The sequence below is a fragment of the Helicobacter turcicus genome, from assembly GCF_019711685.1.
GTDB classification, from domain to species: Bacteria; Campylobacterota; Campylobacteria; order Campylobacterales; family Helicobacteraceae; genus Helicobacter_D; species Helicobacter_D turcicus.
Genome location: NZ_JAIGYQ010000010.1, coordinates 13,768 through 34,074 on the forward strand (window position 1 = coordinate 13,768; position 20,307 = coordinate 34,074).

Consider the following 20,307-nt stretch of genomic DNA (forward strand, 5'->3'; position numbering starts at 1 on the left):
ATGGATAGCACAAACAAAGATTTCTTTGACAAAATTACAGACTTAGCATTAAAACTTCAAAAAGAGGTTGCAGAGCTAAAAGAGGATACGCTTGTAAATGCCTCACATATTGCATTGCTGAAAAACTCTAATAAGGAACATATAGAGGATTTAAATACCAATTTAAGTGAGCTAAACAACGCTACAAGCGAATTTGTAAGTGGGGTTGAAAAGGAATTTAATAAAAAGAGTGGAGATAATTACACAGAGTTTCTAAAATCCCTTTTAAAAGAGGACTTCCTAGCCTTACAAAAGGAGATGATAGAGGATAGTAAAAGAGAGATTCTAAATGCAAAAGGTGGAGCAAAAGCAAAACAAAAAGAAAATATATTGCTTTCATTTTTAGGATTCCTAAGCCCTATACTCTCGCTTATTAGCTTTTCTTTGCTTATGTTAATTTGTGTGAAGTTTAAAATATTTGGAATGCTGTTTTAATGAGAGATTTAGCCACAGATAAAAACCATTGCGCCTCCCTAAAGGGAGAGTCAAAGCTAATAAGCCTTGACTGCAATTATACAAAGCAGTATAATTACGACAATGATTTTGGTAGCAATCATTATAGCTCCTTTTGGGGCATAAATTTTCACCACAGGGTGCTACCTGTGGCGAACACCCTATCAAGATTATATCAAAATTACTTCTATTGTAAAAAGGTTTTATCCCTTTTATCCCTACTATTCCCCATTTTCTGCTACTCTTATGATAACTTAACCATAGCTAATGCACTAAAAAGAATCGCAAGAAATAGTGAGATTGATAAAAAGATTCTATATACTCTAGCTAAGATTGAGAGTAATTTTAATCCTTTAGTCATTAGCTTTACTAGCAAGGATAGAAATCATAATTTTAAGAATCTTACAAAAGAAGTTAGAAAATATAAGGATAAATATCTAATTAACTTTAAGGGCAAAGAGAGGGATTTACAAGAGGCTTTAGAATCTCTAATTAATAGTGGCATTAGAGTAGATGTAGGGCTTATGCAAATAAACTCTGCTAATTTTAAAGCTAGAGAGATTCCATATATCTTTAATCCCTCTTATAATATCTCTAAATCTACCTTAATCTTAAAAGACTGCATTAAAGCAAAACAAAATCTAAAAGATTCCATAGAATGCTACAACAAAGGCACAAAGAGAAATTATAAAAGCTATGATTATTATAAGAGATTTTATACTAGCTTTTTAAGGGATTTTGCAAGGGTAACAAAATGAACTTCAAAGACTTTTTGCAAAAATTTCAAGACATAGAGAGAAGCCTACAAAAAGAAACAAGAGGAATCTATAATGTTAGCTTTAATGCAAAAAGGGCAACTCCTATTCAAAAAGATATTGAAGCAGTAGAAAATGCTGTGATTACATATATTGCAATGTATGTAAGAGGGTTTCATCTTAAAAGACGAAATAAAGGTAAAGGCGCAGAACATATAAAGCTACATTTAGAAAAAGGAAGTGAGGGCGAGATAACACTAGAAGAGCTTTTAAATCTTGGAAACTCTCTAAGGGTATATTTAAAAAACTTTAATGAGGCTTTTATAGATAAAAACGGAGCTAAAATTTATGAGTGGGAAAATGATGACGAGGTAAGATTTAGAGTGATAACTGATATAGATGAGCAGGGGCACACATCTACCACCTTTCACTCATCTAATGAAATAATTATATCCTTTTACTCTGATAGGAATCTTAGTCAAAGAATGGAATTTAAGAATCCTAAAGTTAAAGCTTATTATGAAAACACACAATCCCAAACAAGCATTCTAAACCAAGCACACAAAAGGAAGCAAAAATGAGTGTAGCTAGAATATTGCATTTAACAGACAAGGAATGCAAAATTGTTTTTATCTTTTGGATTAATCCAAAAATTGCGAGTTGGTAACAAAATGAACTTCAAAGACTTTTTGCAAAAATTTCAAGACATAGAGAGAAGCCTACAAAAAGAAAAACGTGGAATCGTAAATGTAACCTTTAATGCAAAAAGGGCAACTCCTATTAAGACAGATTTAGAAGTCATTGAAAATGCAATTATAGATTATGTGGTGCATTATGTTAAAGGTTGGCATAACACAAAAAGAGATAAAGGCAGAGGTGCAGAACATATCAAACTGCATTTAGAAAAAGGAAGTGAGGGAGAAATCACGATAGAAGAGCTTTTAAATCTTGGAAACTCTCTAAGGGAATATTTAAAAGTGTTTAAAGAACCTTTTGATGACGGAAGAGGCGGAAAAGTATATGAATGGGAAAACGATGAGGGTGTGCGTTTTAGGATAGCAACTGATAAAATCAAAGGGGAGGGTCTCATCCCGCCACTTTCCCCCTCTGATGAGCAAATTATATCCTTTTACTCTGATAGGAATCTTAGTCAAAGAATGGAATTTAAGAATCCTAAAGTTAAAGCTTATTATGAAAACACACAATCCCAAACAAGCATTCTAAACCAAGCACACAAAAGGAAGCAAAAATGAGTGTAGCTAGAATATTGCATTTAACAGACAAGGAATGCAAAATTGTTTTTATCTTTTGGATTAATCCAAAAATTGCGAGTTGGCAAGAAAAAGAGTGCAAAAGAAAAGAATCTAATAAGGAAATCTAAATGGAGAGAGAAAGTAGGACAATTAAGATTGAGAGACTAGGAATCTTTAAATGAATAAGAAATTAACAAATTATATAAAACAATCCATTCAGTCCATTAAAAATATTCTTTGGAATAACAAAAAAGAAAAAAGTGAAACCCTAAAATCTGATTTACTAGATAAATCCAAGCCTTTGAGAATGGCTAGAGCTGAAGAGTTAAGCAATGAGCTTTTAAATCAAGTAATTAAAAACAATAATAAAATATGGATTGATAATGCGAGTGTATATTTAAATGATGCTTTGGGACTGCAAAATGCAAAAATCACAATGTCAGGAAATGCGATAAATCACACACTAAAAAGGCATGGAATGCAATCAAATTTAGTGCAAAAAAGCAAACAAGAAGCCTTAAGTTTTGAGGATATTAAAAATCACGCTGATTTTATCAATAGTGCAGACAAACAAGCAATAGGAATCAGCAAAGATAATCAAAAAGTTTTAATTAGTGGAAAACAAATCAATGGATATTATGTCATAGTTGAAACGATAAGTAAGAAAAATAATGAATTAAGCTTAAAAACGATGTATAAAGAAATCGGAAAATTAGAAAACAGCAAAGCCTTTGATAAAGTAGAGAGACTGCTAAACTTTAAAGAAAAGTCGTCAAATCCCTCGTTGCAAGGAACGAGTATCAACTTAGATAGCTCCCATCTCTTTACTGCTGAAATTATACCACAAAACCCTAACTCTTCTTATTCAAGATTTAAAAATCAGTTAAAAAACATTGGTGAGAATTTAACAAAAGACAGAGAGAAACTTGAGAATACGCAAGGATTACAAGATTCTAAAGTAGATACACAAACCCATAAATCACACCAACTAAAAAAAGTAAAATCTAACAAAAAGGACATAAAATGACACTAGCAGGAAGCGCATTAGTTGGTTCAGCCCTAGCTGGATTATACTTTGGATATAAGAAAAAAGACCCAAGTGTGAGTATTAGTAATTGTTTTTTAGATAAACTAGCTAAGCCTTTATATAATCTCTTTATAGAATACCATTCTAACGCACTCTTTTTAGTAGATTATATTAAAGAAGACCATATTATTTGTAATACTCCTTATCCCAAACTTTATGGCATAGAAATTCTAAGTCATGAGAATATTCAAAAGCACATAAGAGCAGAAAAGATTAAAGAGCTAATTAGAGATTCCAAAAATAGCGAAGAGGGATTCTTTTATTATGTTTTACTAAAACAACATAAGTTCCAAAAGCAATATATTTTCTCTCATAATAAAATCATCATTAAATCTCTTGCAAACTACTTTGATGTTAATCTCTTAAGTGGGATAGAGCTAGTTAATGTCCTTTATAATTGCTTCTTGCAAAATAGCTTTTATATTGAAAATAAGCAGTTAGTACAATCCCTGCATATCAAAAAAGATTCCCTAGAATCTGAACCAGAGTTTTTAAGCTTTAAAAGACTTGCCAAAGAGGCAATAGCAAATAATTATAAGAGTGTAGATATTTTTCAAGCCTATAAGCATTTAGAGATTAAAGAGAGTGATATTCTAGGGCTTTTTAATCTAAACTTTCAAGGTTGTATTTGGTTCTTTATTGACCTTTCTGAATCACATATTAAAAATCATATTTCTAGGCTTCTAAATTATGCAAAGCTTGTTGGAGATAAGAAGCCCTTTATAGAATTAGAACAAAGCTATCATAATAAAGAATATGATTTAGCACTTATTAATGCCATTGCGTATTTGAAAGAATATGATGAGGAAATCATAGGACAATTAGGAAGTAGCCTAAAGGTTAGCTTTTTAGCAAAGGAATTAATGCGAAGTAAGCATTTACAGAAAAATCCTATTAAATTTAGAGATAGCGAATTTGATTTTTTAGTTAAAGAGGATTTTTTATTTAACTGCATTGCTTCAATCCATAAGAGAGATACACAGATAGCAGATATTTATGGCATAGATAAGCAAGGGGGATTTATAAATTATTCCTTTAGCAGCGAGAATGATAATCCTCATATTGCAATTATTGCAAAGCCCGGCTCTGGCAAGAGTGTAAGTAAGCAAAAAATAATGGCTCAAATGATAGGGCTTAACTTTAATAATGGGGAATGTTCTAATTTAGGCAAGAATCCTTTTAATGTTAGGATTAGAAGTTATGATATAGGCTTTTCAGATAAGAGATTTATAGATTTAATTAAAAGCAATCCAAACAATAGTGTAGCACACATAGAATCTAGCTTTTATGGATTCTCTTATAATTTAGTTAATCTCCCAAATGTAGAGAATAAAGAACTCTATGAAGCAGATTTGCAATTTAACCTTGACTTAGCCTCTATAATCTTAGAATCCCAAAATGAAAAACCTCTAAATATTAATGAAGTAGCACATTTTAAAAGCATTATTAAAAGAGTGTATGAGAATAAAGAATATCAAAGATATAGGATTAGAGACTTAAAAGCTAATACAAAAGAGGCTTATGAGAAGCTAATAGATCTAGGTTATGAGGATGTGGCATTCTTAGATTCTATTAAAGAGGGCGAGTTTGATTATTTAAAAAAGCCATTGCTTATTGATATAGTCAAATTTGCTAGAAAAGAGAGTGCTAATATGCAGCTTAAAGAAGAGGAGCGAAAAGATATAGAATCTCTAGCTAGAAAATTAGATTCCATAGAAAAGTTAAATCTATTCTCTAACTTTGATAAGATTGATATTGCAGATGTTGATGTGCTTTCAATGGATTTAAATAACTTTAAAGAATCTAGCCTTTTTACGCCAATCTTTTTAAGTATTTTTCAAAAGACTTACCTTAAAGATAGAGAATTTGCCCTAAAGTGTAAAGATGAAAATAGGGCAGCTCCAAAGCTATTTTATGCCATTGAGGAGGCGAAAAACTATTTTAGGATTCCCTATTTTACTACTATGTTTGAGAAAGTTGCCCTAGAGGCTAGAAAGTATAATGTGCATTTATGCTTTGTGGTGCAAAATGCAGAGCATATTCCACTAGGGATTCTAAAGAATTTAGATACTAGAATCTTTCTGCTTAGACCAGATAAGAAACTAGAGGTGATACAAGAAGCACAAGAGGCATTAAAGATTCCAAAGAATGTGGAAATTGGACTACTTAATACAAACAAACACGAATTATGTGTATGGTATAGTAGTGGAGTATTTAATATGAAGTTTGAAATAAGTCAAGATGAGATGAAAATCTTTAGCACAAATCCAAATGAGGTGTGAATACACTGCTAAAAAATAGGATAAAATAGCAAGAAAATAACGCAAAAAGGTAAAATCGTAAAATTTAGGGCAAAAATTGATAGATTTTAAGATAAAATTTGTAAAATTAAAATAAGCTATAAATATCGTATTTTAAAGGCTTAAAAAGCATAAGCTATACCAAAATTAAATCAAGGTATAATTTTGGTATAAATTATACCTCTTTTTTTATTAATTTAATTTAAAATTTAAGCTAATTTTCTATTTTTGCAATAATAAAGAAAAGAATTATAACTTTTCTCTTTAAAATGCTTTTTCCAAATGCTCATTAGGCTATTACCTTTCTTTATTTCTCTTATGATTTTTGCCTCATATCTGTCAAAATAGGAATTTTTAGTCCCAAAGGGTCGCCCTAGAATCTTGCCATTTTCCCTAGCTTTTAATAGTCCAGCATAAGAACGTTTTTTAATCATTTCTTTTTCATTTTCTGCAAAAAATGCGTGTAAGATTAGAAGCAGTTTTGTAGTTACATAGCTTAAATCATTTAACTCTTTTTGCTTGGTAAAGACCAAATTTACTTTATTTTTAATGAGTTCTAAGATTAAAATCACTACTTCAAACATATCTCTTCCTAGTCTTGAAAGCTCGGTTATTATGAGTGTGTCTCCTTGCTTTAGCATAGCTTTTAGCTCACTCACTCGCCTTTTTTGCTGTGATTGAGAACTAGAAGTCTTAACTTTAAATAACTTATCTAATAATAAGCTATTCTCCTTGCAATACCGCTCTATCTCCATAACTTGCGACTTTAAATCCTGATGATTTGTGCTAACTCTAACATATCCCACAACCATTTAAACCCTTAATAATTCTAATCTAAAATTAGAGTTAAATTTATACCAAAATTATACCTTGATTTAATTTATTTATGTATTTATCCATCTTAGGAGGCTTTATGCACCCCCATTTTTACCTTATTGCAAAAGATAATTTCTATTATGAAAATAAGACAAATTTAAAACAAGCAATAAGAGATTTTACAAATATTACTTTAAATCTTATAAATTTAGATTCCCAAATAACAAAAGATTCTAATAAGACAATAGCTTCTTTGCAAGATTCGACTTCTTTAAACAACAATTCTACTAACATTTTAAAAAGCCAAGATTCCAAATCCCAAATAACCCTCCTGCTTAACCCAACTCTTAAAGACATTCAAGACTTCTTTACAAATCCCTTTGATAAAACCCTAATCATCATTTCAAACAATCCTCCACCAAAAGAGTATCAAAGCTTCTTTAGTATTAAGAATTTACCCAACAAATATGGAATCTTAACCACACAACAAAAGCAAAGCGGAATAAGCGAAGCAGAGGCTTTAGAGTTTGAACTAGGACTTAGTGTTATTGACTCTCCTTTCACTCTAAAAGATATAGGAGGAGCAACTGCACTAAAGAAATACACCGCTCAATTCTTAAGGGCAGAACAAAAAGGCTATAAAGCAAAAGGAATCTTTCTAGTGGGGATTCCCGGCACAGGTAAGACATTCTTTCCAAAATGCTTTGCAGGAGAGTTAAAAAGAATGCTGATTGCTCTTAATCTCTCCTATATAATGGAATCTAATGCCCCCATAGAAAAGCTAAACTCAATCTTTGCTTATCTCCACCAAAGAGCAATAGACTATCCAGCTGAAAAGTTTGTGATTTTAATTGATGAGATTGAAAAAATGATAGGCAATGCTACTGCAAAAGAAAAACAAATGCTAGGGCGATTGCTTACGATTCTAAATGATATTAATACTCCTGCTTGTGAATACAAATTTAATGCTATCTTCTTTGCTACTGCAAATGATTTAGGTTCAATTTTAGCAAACAATCCAGAGTTTTTAAGACGAGGGAGATGGGACGAGCTTTTCTTTATCAATCTCCCAACACACGAATATGCAATAGAAATGTTTGAAATCTACATTAAGAAATATAAATTAGATTTTGCACTAGAGCTTATGAGCCTAGATGAAATCTTTGCAGAGATAGAAAATAAATACCAAAAAGACAACACAATTGCTAATAGATTTCCTTACACTCCAGCAGAGATAGAAAACTTCTGTAAAAGATTGGACTTTGTTAAAAAAGCAGAGGGAGAAAACTTTAAAAAAGAGGACATTATAGAATGTGTAGAGATGATTATTCCACTTACAAAATCAGCCCAAGATGGATTAAATAAAATGGTGGCTCAAAAAGAATTATTTATAGAGATATAGGAGGAGAAAAGACAAAATGGAACAACCAACTAAAGATTTGAATTTTGCAGAGTATCAATATAAAGCAAGTAATTTTGAGAATTTTAGAATCTACTCTAAATCAGGTAGATACCATTATTTTAATTTTAGAAAATCTTTTAGATTTGATGCAAGAGATTATGATAAAGACGCACTAATTGAGTTTGGCACAGGCTATAAAGATAAAAATAGTAAAGAAATATTCCAAAATGATATTGTTTGCACTAAAGATTGTGAGGGATACAAGAGATATCATAGAGTTATAAAAAGTGATGAGGGTTATTACACTTATGATGATAATCTTTTAGATAGTGATAAAAATAACATTGCAGTGGTAGGACATATACATTCTAAAAATTTTGAAATATGGCGTGATGTTTCAGGTAATGAAATGGAATGGAGAAAAATAAAATGAAGATAGGTGAGCATTTTAATACTTATGCTTCTTTTAACAAAGAAAACAAGGCATTAAGGAGATTTTGCTTTTTAGATAAAAAGCTATCTTTAATCAAATATCTAAAGGAGAACAAAGCATTAATTATTAAGCAAATCAATTATGCATTCTTTAAGAGTAGTGAGCCATATTTGCTAAGTGCCTTTAGTAATGAGGAAGCAAACTTCATTCATATTAATTCTAGCATAAGTCAGCATTATCCACTAAATTTTGCTAATCAAAATGAATATGAAAACTTCCTTGCAATCTATGCCACTTTTGGAGTTTTAATCAATCAAAGCTTTCAAATAGAAAGTTTAAATGATAGTAGATTAAACATTTATATTAGGGATTTCCTCTCTGATTTGACCTTTAAAATCTATTATGATGATGCCTTTAGATTAAACCTAAGCGATTACATAAGTAATGAGAATAGAATCCTAAAATATGTCTATACTTATGGCTATAACTACCTTTTTACTCTCTTTTATGCTTATTTTAGTGAGCAGATAAGCTTAGAGTATATAGCTAAGATTTTACAAACTACAAGCGATGAAGTAGCAAAACTATATGAATTATATAAAAGCAAAATCATAATAAGTCAGGATTAAAAATGAAAAAGGACGAAATAATAAAAGATGAAAGAATTGAAGAGCTAACTAGTGATTATGTGTGGGTAGATATTAAGAAGTTTTGTGAGCTAAAGGGGATTTGTCAAAAGACTTTTTATAATAGATACAAGGATAAATTTGAAAGAAAACACAAAGGAAGAAAAACTTTAATAAAAATTAAAATTGGCAAAAAAGCAATATTAATTGACAACAACGATCACTTTGTTTGTTAGTTACTTAACGCTCAATATTAGAATTTGATTAATTAGTCCAAAATAAAAGCAAGATACAAAGAATGTTGGTAAAAACCCAAGCATAGAAATTAATTTTTTATTATTTATATTTAAAGCATTTAAAACATAACAATAATAGTATGAAAGAGCAAAAAAACATAAAAAATTTATATAATAAAATACAATGCCATCCATAAAACTTCCACCAACATCAGCAATAATATCAATATCAACCGCAAAACCAGCCAAAACAAAAATTATAAAAAATACAATAAGCACAACAACAAAGACTTTAGAAGTCATAAATTCGTCAAATTTTGTTAATTTAGCAAAATATTTTATAAAAAAAACAAATTGCGCTACATTAAAAGAAAAAACAACAATAAGCATTATTAAAAGAAAAGCACCCATTCTAATTCTCGCAAACTAAAAAGCATAATTATATAAAAATAAACTTAATCTATGTAAATTTACACACTTTAAGCTCCCTTTTATTTTTCCTCCTCTCTTTTTTTCTACAATGCGCTAAATTAAAGATTAAAGGCGCACAATGAGTATAGCAGCAGATATTAGAAATCTATATGAATATTCCAAAGAAACACAAGATGAGGATTTTAAAGACTTCACAAATAGCATTTTATGCTTTGCAAAAAGTCAAGAAAATCAAACAAATATAAACGATGAGGCACAATTTAAGCAATTAATTAATGATAACTTTAACGAAAAATCAGCTTACAAAGAACCTCTTTTAAGCCTACTCTCAACCCTAGAGCAACAAGGCTTCATTGACTATGAGAAGTTTCATCACTCCTTTAATAAAATCTACAAAGATTCCACAAAAAAAGACGCATTAGAAAATGAAAAATCTCAACTACTAAGCGAGTTAATCTCCAATGCAAATCTAACACAAGCTCTAAAAGACCAAGAAAATCTAAAAAATCTTAATGCCCTCAAATCAAATTCCACCCAAACCCAAACCTTAGCTAAAGAATCTAAAAGCAAAGTTTCTTTAGAAAGCACGCATAACACACAATCCCTAAACAATTCCACCTTAACCCAAGAAAGTCCCTTAAATGATTCTACTTTAAATCAAAAAGACTTAAAAGTAAAGCCTAGTGACCTAATTGCTTTTATTAATGATAAAGAGCGCATTAGCTTCCCATTCTCTAAAGATTCCACACTAGATAATAAAGACTTTATGACTGCCTTTTACGCAGACTTAGATACAAGAAGTAATCAAGAGCTAGAGGCATTAATTGCTAAGGTTAGAGCAAAAAACGAGGCTTTAAGAAAGGAATTAGAGGAGCTAAAAGCACAGAATAAATCCAATCTACAAGAAACACTAAACAAAGAGTTAGAAGCAAATGCTATCTTAAGCCAAGAGACAAGAGATTTAAAGGCAGATTCTACTCTTAACCAAATCAACCCAAACCAAAACAAAGCAGAATCCCAAAAGCCACAAGATACAACTTCTACTCTAACCCAAGAATCCCAAAAGCCTATAAAAGATTCTTTGCAAGAGAATATAAATAAGCTTGATATTGCAAACAAAGACTTACAAAAAAGCAAGGACAACTACACAAAGGGCAAATGGGCATTAATAAACAAATTCAAAATCACAAGAGAGAAAGCAAAAGAGAATGAGGAAGAGCAAAGCACAAGTCTAAGGAAGCACAAATGACACAAATAGCTAAAATGATTCTAAATGAACTTCCCATTTCAAAAAGCATAAATGAAAAAATCGCTTTCATAAAGGATTCCGCATTATCCTTTAGAGATTTTAACTCTTTTCGCTTACTTCTTAATGGATTAGAGAACTTTGAACCCAATCCAAAATTACATAAAGATAGCTACAAGGCTCAAATCAATCAAAAGATAGCCCATTTGCTTGAGAGCCTAAATGTGCTAGAACAAAAGATTCTAAATAATACACAAAGCGATTCTCCTTTAAACCAAGATTTCAACACAACTCATAAAGCAAAACTTCTAAGCTTCCTAGCCAAACTAGAGGAAATAACAAGCTTACAAGAAATCAATAAAGAACAAATAGGATTCTTACTAGAGAGTGCAAGTGAGCTTTTATTAAACCAAGAATCTTTAAATAAAAACGAAATAGAGCTTTTAGAGGAAGCAAAAGAAATCCTAACAGAATATCATCTGCAAGAAGCAATTTTTAAAAATAGCACTATGTAAGGAGAGGAAATGACTTTAGAGATTTCACGCACTAAACATATTTTAGAATGTCAAACGACCTATCTAGATAGCAAGGAAATAATGCTAAATAAAGTCAAAGAGATTCTGCATTCTAAACTCTTAGGAGATGGCATTATAGAAGTCTTGCTAAAGACAGAAACGTATAATGAAATCAAACATTTAGGCAAAGATGAAATGTATTTATGGAATCCTAAAAACAAAAGCCTAGCACAAAAATATCCTAGCTTGTTTTAAGGATTAAGAATGCGCAAGAGCGATTTAAAAATAGAAATTCTAAAAATCACAACTAAAGGAAAAATAAAATGAACGACAAAGTAAAAAACATATTCCTTGCCTTGCAAAGCAATTTCAAGATAGGAAATAAGAATCTTTACTTTGGAATTGTGGGGGTAGTTGTTTTAATCCCTTTGACTTTTTGGCTACTTAGTAGTGAGGAAAAGCAAGATTTAACAAAGAGTTTTGAATCTCAAGAACAAGTTAAGCCCTATACCCCTCCTAAAATGGAAAATCCCTTTGTAATGGATAATTTAGAAAAAGATTCCACTATTCAAACTGAAGCTACTCTTCGTCATTCTGAAGTGTTAGCTGAAGAATCTCAAGAATCCAAAAGAGATATTTCGGCTCAATACGACAATACTAAAGTTCAGAACACGAAGGCTAAAGATTCCAAAGATTCCACCAATTTAAACAAATCCCTAAATCCAAATAATCTAGCTGGATTAGAAAAAGACAAACACGAATCTAAAATCCCAACAATGCAAGGCGGAATTAGTGATAATCAATTAGATAATATTAAAAAAATCCTAAAGACACAGAAGCCACAAAATATGATTGCCTTTTTAAAAGAGATTCAAAAGGATTGTGAGCTTAATAAAAGCAATCTAATCTTTAAATATGAGGGCAGAATCCTAAAGGTAGGGGATAAACTCAATAATTGGTATGCAATTGAAGAGATTACAAAAAACTATGTAAGATTTAACGCAACAAATTATGCGTATAACTTACGATTCTTAGAGGAATAGAGAATGCATATAGCAGAACTTCTAGCAGAACTTGAATGTGAAATAAGGACATTAAGAATAAAGATAGATTTTATAAGTGAGAAAATCCAAAGCATTAAGATATTCTGTCTTGAAAATAATCTAAATGAGAAAATGCACCTACAAAATAGTGCAAAAGAGGAAGTAAAAAATAGCAATATGCAACAAATAAAAGTTGCAAACAAACATAAAAAGGGGAGAGTATGAGAAAGATTCTATTAATTACCTTGATATTTCTAACACAAGGCTTTTGCTATTATGAAGCCAATGATAAGACACTAAGAGATGGATTTGAAGCTGGACTTAAAGCATTAGAGTTTCAAAGAAAAGTTGATGGAGTTAAGCCTACAATAATTAAAGTCAATAAGCCGTATTTGTTGGTTTTTAATATTTCAAATATGCCAATTCATGAAGCACTATTTTTACAAACTCTAGCCTTTAAAGAGGGCATAGATTCGCATCTTACAAAAGAATCTATTAGCTTTGGGGAATATGAGAGGGAAATTGATGCAAAAGATATTGCAAAGCTACTTAGCACTAAATTTAAACTCAATGCAAAAGACTTTAGAATCCTAACGCGAACTAGAGAATTTATCACTTATCCGTATCTATGGAGTGAGACTTATAGCCAAATCTTAAATGAGGCAAGAGAGCTAGGAATAATTGTTGAAACTAAGATTTTAAATAAGAAGCCACAGAAAACAAAAACGCAAAACAAACCAAAAAACATTGCGGTGGAGATAATTCTCAAAAATCCTTTAGCAATGGCTTACACTCTTAAAGGAGATAGTGGCAAAAGCAAGGATTATAAAGAGTTAGGATTAATGGAACAAAGAGGCTATTTATTAGAATCTAAAGTAACCACACTTAGTGGAGAACATTTTGTTAAGGTTAAGGGCGAGAATCTCTACTTTAGCGTAAGTGATGTTAGATTAAGAAATGCTAAGGAGTGAGGATGGGCAAATTTAGTAAGGCATTTTTAACCGCAGGAAAAAAACATCAAGGCTACGCCACAAGGGCGCAGAACTTAATAAGCCTTGACAATTATAACGCAAAGCATTATAATTGCAACCAAGATGAATTTTACGGTGTCCATCTTAGCTCCTTTTGGGGCATAAATTTTCACCACAGGGCGCAACCTGCGGTGAACACCCTATCAAAATTATATCAAAATTTCTTTCATTGCAAATCTGCAAAGCCTTTTTGGAACATAAACAAGATACCAAAAACTTTAAATTTTAGGTATAATTCAAACAAAGGTTTATTACTATGGAGAGACATAGTAACTCCTTTAGCTGTGATTTTCCTAGTTGCGCGAACAACTAGGAATGTTATTGTATCTAATTTCAAAACCCTACTTAAACTATCCCTAATTATCACTCTATCTCTAACCTTTAGTGCTTGTAGCTCCAAAGTGCAGACAAATAAGATTCCTCAAAGCACTAAATACCATTTACCAAACACAAGCATAACGTTAAAAAGTAGTGTAGATGAAAACACAAAGAGAGACTTTGAAAACACCCTAAATGCATTCTTTAAGACAAATGAAAAAGGAGAGTTAGAATCTAATATCTATAAAGTAGGCATACAAAGAGGGCATTTTAAATGAAAAAGATTCTAAACATTACACAAAATAACCTCTTAAATATCATACAAAAAGGAGGGGGATTCCCTAAGGAATCCTACCTTGCCACCTTTATTTTAAAATTTATACCAAAAACTTTAAATTTTAGGTATAATCCAAACAAAGGCTTTCTACTATGCTTATTCATAGTATATCCTTTAGGTATGAATTTCCTAGTTGCGCGAACAACTAGGAATGTTATTATATCCAAACTCTTCCGCATTATTTTAAACTCTAAAACACAAAAAACTTTTGCTATCCCCCTCTTTTGCTTAATGCTTTTTAATCTTGCTTTTGCTAACAACTCAAATATCTCAAATAATATCATTCAATCAGCTTCAGAGGGTAGAAATGTAGTGAGTGAATCTAAGCTTGACCCCATAGAGATTAATAAAAATAGTAGCACACCTTTTAAGAGTGAGACTATATTAAATTGGCATTATGCACTTCAGAGAGAAAATCCTAGAAGTAAGGAAGTCATAGGCACAACAAGTGAAAATCTATTTGTTAAGAATCTCAAGCAAGAGGAAAAGACAAAAGAGGATAAACAAGATTCCACACAAGAGCTTGTAGCAGTTAAAGGCTATTGCTTTATAAAAGATGAAATTAATGTAGGCAAACAACCTAGCTCTATTAGGCTTAATTGTCAAAGCAATGTAGGAAGCATTACACTCTTTGCAAATCTAGTTAATGTCAATGCAAAAGCCTCTTTAATGGCTGACCCAAAATACATTGAAAAAGATAAAGTAAGATTTAATGTTAAAAGCGCAGTCGTGCTAAATGAGGAGAAAACTAGCTACAACCTAGCCACCTTTGTAAATGATAGAAAAGTCGCTGAAATTGGCTGGGGAGCATTAAGCTATTCAAGCGATGAGCTAAAGAGTGCTACAAATGAATATTTAAAAGCCTTGCAAGAATCCAAGAAAAAGCAAGAAGTGCAATACGCTACTACCACAGATGGAGCTGGTAATGCCTATATGCAACCCATTCAAACAACAAACACACAAAAGCCAGAGGTTAGCGACTATTTCTACACTGCTGGAGTAAATATCTTAGCAGATATTGCAAAATCTACCGCAGAAGTGTTTAAGAAAGACTTGCCCTATCTCTATCAAATCTTACCTAATACAAAAATATGGATTGATTTACAAGTAGAAAAGAGGGGAGTGTATGTGAGATGAGTTATATGAGTTTAATTAAGGCTAGTAATAATCCAGCAATGGCAAGTTGTGCGGTTACAAGCCACTTTAAAAGGTCGTATTTGGAATCTGAAATCTCTTTTCTTGTTAAAATAATATCCTCTTTTGTAGCCAACTGCTCTTTTAAGGATTCCTTATCCTTAGCACTTTCCTCTGCTATGGAATTTACAATCTCTATTGCCTCTTTCTTTAACTCTTGGATTTGCTCATTGCTTTTATTACTAAAATGCTTATTAATGAAATTATCAATTAAAACAATGGTGTTACTACTTAATCTCAATGAAGTTTGCATAATAAATTCTTTGAATTATCTATCGCTCAATAGAACCAAGCATTTTAATCGTATAAAATACACTAATAGCGAAGCATACAAGCCCAAAAAGTGCACCAATAAAAGCAAAAGTTTGAGTATCCATTACGAGTCTCCAAATGCATTAAAATATCTGAATAGTTTTTTTATAACAAACAATGTAGCAAACAACACAATGGCGATTCCAAGAATCGTTAATGTAACTTGTAGTATATTTAAAGATTCCATATTAACCACCAAATATGCAAACATACTAAACAGCGCCGTTAAAAAGGCTAAAAGCAATGTTTTAAACAAGTCAATTAATTTTTCTAGTTTTTTGCCACACATTATTTTATTCTATCTTAAATTTGCTAAATCTACTCTAAAGCCCTTTAATATGGAATCGCACTCCTCCTTTTTAAAGCGTAAAAACCAACTGCATTGCGATTCCATACTAAAGGGCTTATGTAAAAGTTTGCGTTTAGTTAAAATATTGCATTTTTCAAAAGAGGAATGCAAAATGAAAATTGATAGGCTAAAAGAGGAAGTGGCGAATATTAGACGCACTCAAAATGTAATTGCAGTCGCCTTAATGGGTGTAATAGGCTATTTATTTACAGCATTTAAAGAGCCGCACGACTTAAGAATGGTGCTATCAGCATTTACTATCGGAGTTTTAATATTTCTGTTAAGCACAAAAAGTATTGATATGAAATGCAAATTAAAAGAACTTGAAAACGCAAAAAGTGAGGATTAAATGGAAACAATAATACAAGAATTAACACAAGAACTTTCAAGCCTTAGCTCTTTGCAATTATTTTGCTGGTGCTTTATTTTATTAGAATTATTTTTAGCTCTTATTTATTTTTTATTTTTTGAAGAATCTGTTAGCAAATGGTGTATAAAAATAAGAGAACAAAAAGAGCAAGAAAAAAGAAAAGAGCTTGAAAAGACAAAAAGTGAGGATTAAATGGAAGCGATAATACAAGAATTTAAAAACTTAACATAAGGAGAAAATATGAAATATTTAAAAATCACTCTATTGCTAATTACTCTAAACACACTAGCTTTAGCTGATTCTACTGAAGACTTTTTCTATAAAAGAGGCTATGAGGGTGGATATAATGCTGGATTTGAAGCTGGAGTTAAAGAAGCCTTTAAAGAAGCAAAGGCAATGCTAAGTAAATACAATGATTATTTAAAATCTTATGAAATAGGCAAATATCTAATCAAAGCACAAAACCTAACCTATCCACAAGTATGGCAGGAAAAAGATAGCAAAGGGGGCTTTAGACTTAGAATCCTACCAAGTGAGATACAAAGCGAACTAAATGTTGAGGAATTATTTGCTAAGTTTGCTACTATTCCAAGCATTCAAAGCACATTAGAGGATAAGCTAGAATTATCACTCAACGAGAAAAATAGCGTGTATCTCTCAAATAGGGATTCTAACATTAACTCTCTCCCGCAAAACCCAAATGAAAACACCAACAAACACACATTATTGATAAATAAGAGTGCAAAGAATTTAGAGATTCTAAAGAGGGCTAATGTAGTTTTTTCTGATGAGGGAGAAACTTATAATGTGCTTTTCTTTACAAACACAGAAAAAGAGAACTTCTGTGCGCAATTTGAGATATGTAGGTAAGGGAGAGTTAGTGCATACTTTTAAGCAAATAACGCATACTAAAATATATGCCACCCAAAGCCAACAAAGCACCAAATATCGTAAGGGCTATATCAAAAGTCATTTTAAATCCTTTAATGTCTTAAATTCTACGCTTAAGAATTTCAATAAAACAATAATTACCAAAAGCGTGATTATTATGCCTATTATTGTTAAGAATATTTGCCAAATTGCTAAAAGACTAAAATTTACAACCAAATACGCAAACATACCAAATAATGCAGTTAAAAACGCTAGTAGAAATGTCTTTAAAAATTCTATTTTTATTTTCGTTTTTTCTAAATCCATAAATTTATTATATCACATTTATTCTACAAGGAGATTCTATGTTTAAAACAATCCCAATAATTTGCGCCCTTACAATGCTTTTTAGCCTAAATTTAAATGCCATCTCCTTAGATGATATGCTAAATAAAGGTAAAGATGAAGTTTTAGGTGGAATCAAAAATAAAGTCTTTGAAAACCTAGATGCGCATTATAAAAAAATTTTTGAGGAAGGATTATCGCTTACACAATCCTGCTTTGATTTAAGCAGTGATATTAATCTAAATGATGTAGATTTCTGTGCCATTGCAGATAAACTTGATAATCTAAAGATAAATGCTTGTAGCATTATAGGAGGCAGTGGAAGCAAGAACATAAGCGTAAGTGGAGCAAGAAAGCTATGTCTTGATAAGGCAAGAGAGTTTGAAGACTATGCCTCAAAAAGAGCAATAGATGTGATTGAAAACTCTATTTTAAACACAAGTAAAGATAAAGATTCCTTTAGCGCGAAACTTCCTAATGGCAAAAGCCTTAGTGAATTTTATAAGAATTGGGAAGTGAGTTCTATCCTAAAAGATCCTAGCCCTACTAATATCGTAGGAAACTATCTAAAAGGTGGCGACCTTGAAGTCGTGGCACTCTTTATGGAATATGCTAGAAGTGCTAAGGGGGATAAGGATATTAATGCATTTAAGATTGAAGATTTAAAAGCCCCAAAAAGCATTGAGGAATACAAAAAAGGCATTAAAGAGAATATAGAGACACAAAGAAAGCTAATAGAAAGCACAAATATAAACAATGTAGGCTCTCTAGTTAAATCAAAACTCAATCAAAGCAATAACACAAAAGAAGCAAAAGAAGTGGTTGAAAAACTAAAACAAGAGTTTGATTTAGCTAAAAATAGTGAAATCTCTTATAAATTAGCCAATGCAAATTACAAAAAGATTCCAATCCCAACACAAGAATACATAGAATCCTTTAGGATAGATACAAGACCAAAGCTAATTGCACAAATTAGAAAGCAACAAGCATTTGAGAGTGCAATCATCGCTGAAATAGAGGAGAAGTGGAATCGCAAATATGAATTAGCAAAGCTCATTGCAGATAAAGAAATGATAATGGCTCAAGAATTTGATAGGGAGAGCGCAAAAGCAGAGATAGAAAAGATAGTGGCAAATGCAGGAAGTGAAAGTGGGAAAGATTAGAGTAACACAAAAACCACCGCAAAAGGACGCCAATGCAAAAAATCTCTAATGATGAAGTCATTTCTAAAAAGCAATACACACTAAAGCTAAAGCCCATGTATTTTGCACTTACAAGATTAAATGTATTTGCCATTGTGCTTTGCTTTATATTGCTTGATTCAAAGAACTTTTTAATGTTTTATCCACCCATTGCCTTTTTACTCTATCGTTTTTGTTTTAAAGAGACTAAGCTAAGTAATCCTTATACAATCTTTCTTTTTAAGCATTGGGGCAGATTTATTAGGATTCTAAGGGGGATAAAGTGAAGAGTAAAATTAATAACGTTTCAACAAAGCCCCAAATGGGGCAAGGCTCAATAAGCCTTGACAACAATTACACAAAGAAGTATAATTGCGACTATGATGAAACGAAAGGCTTTCATCTTAGCTCCTTTTGGGGCATAGATTACTTGCCACAGGGTGCTACCTGCGGCAAACACCCCATAAAATTATATCCCAAATTGCTTCTCATCTCAATCTTTTTGTTATTTAACCAAGCTTTATCTAACCCCATAGATTCTATGCAAGATAAAATCACAAAGTTAGAATCCCTAAACACAAATCAAAACAACACATTAAATAAACTTCAAAAAGTTTATACAAATACACTTACAGATAGAACAAACACCCTATTCTTGCTTAAACAATACAATGCACTTTTATTATTAGAATCTAAAATTGGAGCATTAAATGGGAACTAGTGCTTCACAACTCATTGCCTCTGCCTTTACCTTTGGGACTGCTGCTTTAGTCTTTGCGACTTTGCCCTTTTTGTTTGTCTTGTTGCGTGGAATCTTTAAGGCAAATAGCGGAAATAATGCACATTCTAGCTCTATTCTCTCTGTCTTTGCAATGGCTTTTTGTGTGCATTTTATCTCTTGTATTGGCTTTATGACTTTAATAAAAGTCTTAGATGCGCTTAATGCAATTTATGAAAGCAATTATTTACAAAATAAAGTTTTTGGAATCTTTTGGGCTAGAAGTGAGAGTGAAATATTCTCTTTAAGTGGAGCTAGTGGAGGATTTGAAGATAAGGGATTGTATTTGCAACTGCATTTAGTGCAAATGGTGTGTGATTGGGTATTTTTGCTTATGTATTGGGCTGTGTTTGTTGTAGCTTGTGCTTATGGATTAAGAGAAGCGAGAAAAGATGTTATGCAGAGCAATACTATGCAGATTTTTGTATGGGTGCTTGTGGCAAATGTTGTTGGAGCTTTTATCTTTTATCTATGGGCGAAAATCGCCTCTCTTGCACTCTTTATCCCAAATGGAGATATTATAAGCAAGATTATAGAGGGATATAAAATTATTATTGCATCTTAAATAAGGAGGCAGAGGATTATT

Annotated in this window: 29 protein-coding genes; 26 read left to right on the plus strand and 3 right to left on the minus strand. The window is 31.5% G+C overall.

Annotation, left to right across the window (positions count from 1 at the left end; all coding sequences use genetic code 11):
• From K4G57_RS07090 to K4G57_RS07115, 7 genes are all read left to right on the plus strand, one after another.
• The gene (locus K4G57_RS07090) at positions 1-474 is read left to right on the plus strand and encodes a hypothetical protein (protein WP_221532539.1); all 474 of its coding nucleotides are present in this window, start codon (positions 1-3) and stop codon (positions 472-474) included.
• Positions 474-1,250, plus strand: a complete 777-nt coding sequence (locus tag K4G57_RS07095) for a transglycosylase SLT domain-containing protein (RefSeq protein WP_221532538.1) — start codon at positions 474-476, stop codon at positions 1,248-1,250. The genes K4G57_RS07090 and K4G57_RS07095 overlap by 1 nt, the downstream gene beginning before the upstream one ends.
• A complete protein-coding gene (locus tag K4G57_RS07100; RefSeq protein ID WP_221532537.1) occupies positions 1,247-1,828 on the plus strand; it encodes a hypothetical protein in 582 nt (193 codons plus the stop codon). Before K4G57_RS07095 ends, K4G57_RS07100 begins: the two co-directional genes overlap by 4 nt.
• 90 nt (positions 1,829-1,918) lie before the next feature.
• Entirely contained in the window at positions 1,919-2,500 is a 582-nt protein-coding gene (locus K4G57_RS07105) for a hypothetical protein (RefSeq protein ID WP_221532536.1), read from the plus strand.
• On the plus strand, positions 2,497-2,628 hold the full coding sequence (locus K4G57_RS09260) for a hypothetical protein (RefSeq protein ID WP_283249682.1): 132 nt from the start codon (positions 2,497-2,499) through the stop codon (positions 2,626-2,628). Before K4G57_RS07105 ends, K4G57_RS09260 begins: the two co-directional genes overlap by 4 nt.
• Positions 2,629-2,678: 50 nt before the next feature.
• Positions 2,679-3,527, plus strand: a complete 849-nt coding sequence (locus K4G57_RS07110) for a PBECR3 domain-containing polyvalent protein (RefSeq protein ID WP_221532535.1) — start codon at positions 2,679-2,681, stop codon at positions 3,525-3,527.
• Positions 3,524-5,869: an ATP-binding protein gene (locus K4G57_RS07115; RefSeq protein WP_221532534.1), complete on the plus strand. Its 2,346-nt coding sequence runs from the start codon at positions 3,524-3,526 to the stop codon at positions 5,867-5,869. The genes K4G57_RS07110 and K4G57_RS07115 overlap by 4 nt, the downstream gene beginning before the upstream one ends.
• A 227-nt stretch (positions 5,870-6,096) precedes the next feature.
• Here K4G57_RS07115 and K4G57_RS07120 read toward each other — a convergent pair whose 3' ends face one another.
• Positions 6,097-6,699 carry a recombinase family protein gene (locus K4G57_RS07120; protein WP_221532533.1) on the minus strand — a complete coding sequence of 201 codons (603 nt, stop codon included), beginning with the start codon at positions 6,697-6,699 and terminating at the stop codon, positions 6,097-6,099.
• 101 nt (positions 6,700-6,800) lie between these two features.
• Here K4G57_RS07120 and K4G57_RS07125 point away from each other — a divergent pair, with 101 nt between their 5' ends.
• The 4 genes from K4G57_RS07125 to K4G57_RS07140 are packed head-to-tail and all read left to right on the plus strand — an operon-like array spanning position 6,801 to position 9,400.
• Positions 6,801-8,105: an AAA family ATPase gene (locus K4G57_RS07125; RefSeq protein ID WP_221532532.1), complete on the plus strand. Its 1,305-nt coding sequence runs from the start codon at positions 6,801-6,803 to the stop codon at positions 8,103-8,105.
• 16 nt (positions 8,106-8,121) lie between these two features.
• Positions 8,122-8,538, plus strand: coding sequence for a YopX family protein (locus tag K4G57_RS07130; protein ID WP_221532531.1), 417 nt, complete (start codon positions 8,122-8,124; stop codon positions 8,536-8,538).
• Positions 8,535-9,167 carry a hypothetical protein gene (locus K4G57_RS09130; protein ID WP_236033272.1) on the plus strand — a complete coding sequence of 211 codons (633 nt, stop codon included), beginning with the start codon at positions 8,535-8,537 and terminating at the stop codon, positions 9,165-9,167. Before K4G57_RS07130 ends, K4G57_RS09130 begins: the two co-directional genes overlap by 4 nt.
• A 2-nt stretch (positions 9,168-9,169) precedes the next feature.
• A complete protein-coding gene (locus tag K4G57_RS07140) occupies positions 9,170-9,400 on the plus strand; it encodes a hypothetical protein (protein ID WP_221532530.1) in 231 nt (76 codons plus the stop codon).
• Here K4G57_RS07140 and K4G57_RS07145 read toward each other — a convergent pair whose 3' ends face one another.
• Positions 9,401-9,790, minus strand: a complete 390-nt coding sequence (locus K4G57_RS07145; RefSeq protein ID WP_221532529.1) for a hypothetical protein — start codon at positions 9,788-9,790, stop codon at positions 9,401-9,403. It lies immediately after the preceding gene.
• Between the two features lie 160 nt (positions 9,791-9,950).
• Between K4G57_RS07145 and K4G57_RS07150 the strand changes: the two genes are divergently transcribed.
• From K4G57_RS07150 to K4G57_RS07185, 8 genes are all read left to right on the plus strand, one after another.
• Positions 9,951-11,081 (plus strand): hypothetical protein, encoded by a 1,131-nt coding sequence (locus K4G57_RS07150; protein WP_221532528.1) that lies wholly within the window; start codon positions 9,951-9,953, stop codon positions 11,079-11,081.
• Positions 11,078-11,593 (plus strand): hypothetical protein, encoded by a 516-nt coding sequence (locus K4G57_RS07155; protein WP_221532527.1) that lies wholly within the window; start codon positions 11,078-11,080, stop codon positions 11,591-11,593. The genes K4G57_RS07150 and K4G57_RS07155 overlap by 4 nt, the downstream gene beginning before the upstream one ends.
• A 9-nt stretch (positions 11,594-11,602) precedes the next feature.
• Positions 11,603-11,848, plus strand: a complete 246-nt coding sequence (locus K4G57_RS07160; protein WP_221532526.1) for a hypothetical protein — start codon at positions 11,603-11,605, stop codon at positions 11,846-11,848.
• 68 nt (positions 11,849-11,916) lie between these two features.
• Entirely contained in the window at positions 11,917-12,636 is a 720-nt protein-coding gene (locus tag K4G57_RS07165; protein ID WP_221532525.1) for a hypothetical protein, read from the plus strand.
• Positions 12,637-12,639: 3 nt separating this feature from the next.
• A complete protein-coding gene (locus tag K4G57_RS07170) occupies positions 12,640-12,861 on the plus strand; it encodes a hypothetical protein (RefSeq protein WP_221532524.1) in 222 nt (73 codons plus the stop codon).
• On the plus strand, positions 12,858-13,607 hold the full coding sequence (locus tag K4G57_RS07175) for a hypothetical protein (RefSeq protein ID WP_221532523.1): 750 nt from the start codon (positions 12,858-12,860) through the stop codon (positions 13,605-13,607). Before K4G57_RS07170 ends, K4G57_RS07175 begins: the two co-directional genes overlap by 4 nt.
• Positions 13,608-13,609: 2 nt before the next feature.
• On the plus strand, positions 13,610-14,263 hold the full coding sequence (locus K4G57_RS07180) for a hypothetical protein (protein WP_221532522.1): 654 nt from the start codon (positions 13,610-13,612) through the stop codon (positions 14,261-14,263).
• Entirely contained in the window at positions 14,260-15,459 is a 1,200-nt protein-coding gene (locus K4G57_RS07185; RefSeq protein ID WP_221532521.1) for a hypothetical protein, read from the plus strand. Before K4G57_RS07180 ends, K4G57_RS07185 begins: the two co-directional genes overlap by 4 nt.
• A gap of 1 nt (position 15,460) precedes the next feature.
• Here K4G57_RS07185 and K4G57_RS07190 read toward each other — a convergent pair whose 3' ends face one another.
• On the minus strand, positions 15,461-15,769 hold the full coding sequence (locus K4G57_RS07190; protein WP_221532520.1) for a hypothetical protein: 309 nt from the start codon (positions 15,767-15,769) through the stop codon (positions 15,461-15,463).
• A gap of 112 nt (positions 15,770-15,881) precedes the next feature.
• On the opposite strand from K4G57_RS07190, the gene K4G57_RS07195 reads away from it, so the two are divergent.
• The 7 genes from K4G57_RS07195 to K4G57_RS07225 all read left to right on the plus strand — a co-directional run bounded on the left by K4G57_RS07195 (position 15,882) and on the right by K4G57_RS07225 (position 20,286).
• Positions 15,882-16,526 carry a hypothetical protein gene (locus tag K4G57_RS07195; protein WP_221532519.1) on the plus strand — a complete coding sequence of 215 codons (645 nt, stop codon included), beginning with the start codon at positions 15,882-15,884 and terminating at the stop codon, positions 16,524-16,526.
• Positions 16,527-16,739 (plus strand): hypothetical protein, encoded by a 213-nt coding sequence (locus K4G57_RS07200; protein WP_221532518.1) that lies wholly within the window; start codon positions 16,527-16,529, stop codon positions 16,737-16,739.
• Positions 16,740-16,787: 48 nt separating this feature from the next.
• Positions 16,788-17,417, plus strand: coding sequence for a hypothetical protein (locus tag K4G57_RS07205; RefSeq protein ID WP_221532517.1), 630 nt, complete (start codon positions 16,788-16,790; stop codon positions 17,415-17,417).
• A 365-nt stretch (positions 17,418-17,782) separates the two neighbouring features.
• Positions 17,783-18,925: a hypothetical protein gene (locus K4G57_RS07210; protein ID WP_221532516.1), complete on the plus strand. Its 1,143-nt coding sequence runs from the start codon at positions 17,783-17,785 to the stop codon at positions 18,923-18,925.
• A gap of 32 nt (positions 18,926-18,957) precedes the next feature.
• Positions 18,958-19,230 carry a hypothetical protein gene (locus K4G57_RS07215; protein ID WP_221532515.1) on the plus strand — a complete coding sequence of 91 codons (273 nt, stop codon included), beginning with the start codon at positions 18,958-18,960 and terminating at the stop codon, positions 19,228-19,230.
• On the plus strand, positions 19,227-19,664 hold the full coding sequence (locus K4G57_RS07220) for a hypothetical protein (protein WP_221532514.1): 438 nt from the start codon (positions 19,227-19,229) through the stop codon (positions 19,662-19,664). The genes K4G57_RS07215 and K4G57_RS07220 overlap by 4 nt, the downstream gene beginning before the upstream one ends.
• Entirely contained in the window at positions 19,654-20,286 is a 633-nt protein-coding gene (locus K4G57_RS07225) for a hypothetical protein (RefSeq protein ID WP_221532513.1), read from the plus strand. The genes K4G57_RS07220 and K4G57_RS07225 overlap by 11 nt, the downstream gene beginning before the upstream one ends.
• Positions 20,287-20,307: the final 21 nt, after the last annotated feature.

Coding starts and splice junctions, on each gene's coding strand:
- K4G57_RS07225 (WP_221532513.1), top strand. CDS start 19,654: ATGGGAACTAGTGCTTCACAACTCATTGCCTCTGCCTTTACCTTTGGG.
- K4G57_RS07170 (WP_221532524.1), top strand. CDS start 12,640: ATGCATATAGCAGAACTTCTAGCAGAACTTGAATGTGAAATAAGGACA.
- K4G57_RS07110 (WP_221532535.1), top strand. CDS start 2,679: ATGAATAAGAAATTAACAAATTATATAAAACAATCCATTCAGTCCATT.
- K4G57_RS07095 (WP_221532538.1), top strand. CDS start 474: ATGAGAGATTTAGCCACAGATAAAAACCATTGCGCCTCCCTAAAGGGA.
- K4G57_RS07115 (WP_221532534.1), top strand. CDS start 3,524: ATGACACTAGCAGGAAGCGCATTAGTTGGTTCAGCCCTAGCTGGATTA.
- K4G57_RS07165 (WP_221532525.1), top strand. CDS start 11,917: ATGAACGACAAAGTAAAAAACATATTCCTTGCCTTGCAAAGCAATTTC.
- K4G57_RS07155 (WP_221532527.1), top strand. CDS start 11,078: ATGACACAAATAGCTAAAATGATTCTAAATGAACTTCCCATTTCAAAA.
- K4G57_RS07105 (WP_221532536.1), top strand. CDS start 1,919: ATGAACTTCAAAGACTTTTTGCAAAAATTTCAAGACATAGAGAGAAGC.
- K4G57_RS07190 (WP_221532520.1), bottom strand. CDS start 15,769: ATGCAAACTTCATTGAGATTAAGTAGTAACACCATTGTTTTAATTGAT.
- K4G57_RS07200 (WP_221532518.1), top strand. CDS start 16,527: ATGGAAACAATAATACAAGAATTAACACAAGAACTTTCAAGCCTTAGC.
- K4G57_RS07160 (WP_221532526.1), top strand. CDS start 11,603: ATGACTTTAGAGATTTCACGCACTAAACATATTTTAGAATGTCAAACG.
- K4G57_RS07185 (WP_221532521.1), top strand. CDS start 14,260: ATGAAAAAGATTCTAAACATTACACAAAATAACCTCTTAAATATCATA.
- K4G57_RS07100 (WP_221532537.1), top strand. CDS start 1,247: ATGAACTTCAAAGACTTTTTGCAAAAATTTCAAGACATAGAGAGAAGC.
- K4G57_RS07215 (WP_221532515.1), top strand. CDS start 18,958: ATGCAAAAAATCTCTAATGATGAAGTCATTTCTAAAAAGCAATACACA.
- K4G57_RS09130 (WP_236033272.1), top strand. CDS start 8,535: ATGAAGATAGGTGAGCATTTTAATACTTATGCTTCTTTTAACAAAGAA.
- K4G57_RS07120 (WP_221532533.1), bottom strand. CDS start 6,699: ATGGTTGTGGGATATGTTAGAGTTAGCACAAATCATCAGGATTTAAAG.
- K4G57_RS09260 (WP_283249682.1), top strand. CDS start 2,497: ATGAGTGTAGCTAGAATATTGCATTTAACAGACAAGGAATGCAAAATT.
- K4G57_RS07175 (WP_221532523.1), top strand. CDS start 12,858: ATGAGAAAGATTCTATTAATTACCTTGATATTTCTAACACAAGGCTTT.
- K4G57_RS07210 (WP_221532516.1), top strand. CDS start 17,783: ATGTTTAAAACAATCCCAATAATTTGCGCCCTTACAATGCTTTTTAGC.
- K4G57_RS07090 (WP_221532539.1), top strand. CDS start 1: ATGGATAGCACAAACAAAGATTTCTTTGACAAAATTACAGACTTAGCA.
- K4G57_RS07145 (WP_221532529.1), bottom strand. CDS start 9,790: ATGCTTATTGTTGTTTTTTCTTTTAATGTAGCGCAATTTGTTTTTTTT.
- K4G57_RS07180 (WP_221532522.1), top strand. CDS start 13,610: ATGGGCAAATTTAGTAAGGCATTTTTAACCGCAGGAAAAAAACATCAA.
- K4G57_RS07205 (WP_221532517.1), top strand. CDS start 16,788: ATGAAATATTTAAAAATCACTCTATTGCTAATTACTCTAAACACACTA.
- K4G57_RS07125 (WP_221532532.1), top strand. CDS start 6,801: ATGCACCCCCATTTTTACCTTATTGCAAAAGATAATTTCTATTATGAA.
- K4G57_RS07150 (WP_221532528.1), top strand. CDS start 9,951: ATGAGTATAGCAGCAGATATTAGAAATCTATATGAATATTCCAAAGAA.
- K4G57_RS07130 (WP_221532531.1), top strand. CDS start 8,122: ATGGAACAACCAACTAAAGATTTGAATTTTGCAGAGTATCAATATAAA.
- K4G57_RS07140 (WP_221532530.1), top strand. CDS start 9,170: ATGAAAAAGGACGAAATAATAAAAGATGAAAGAATTGAAGAGCTAACT.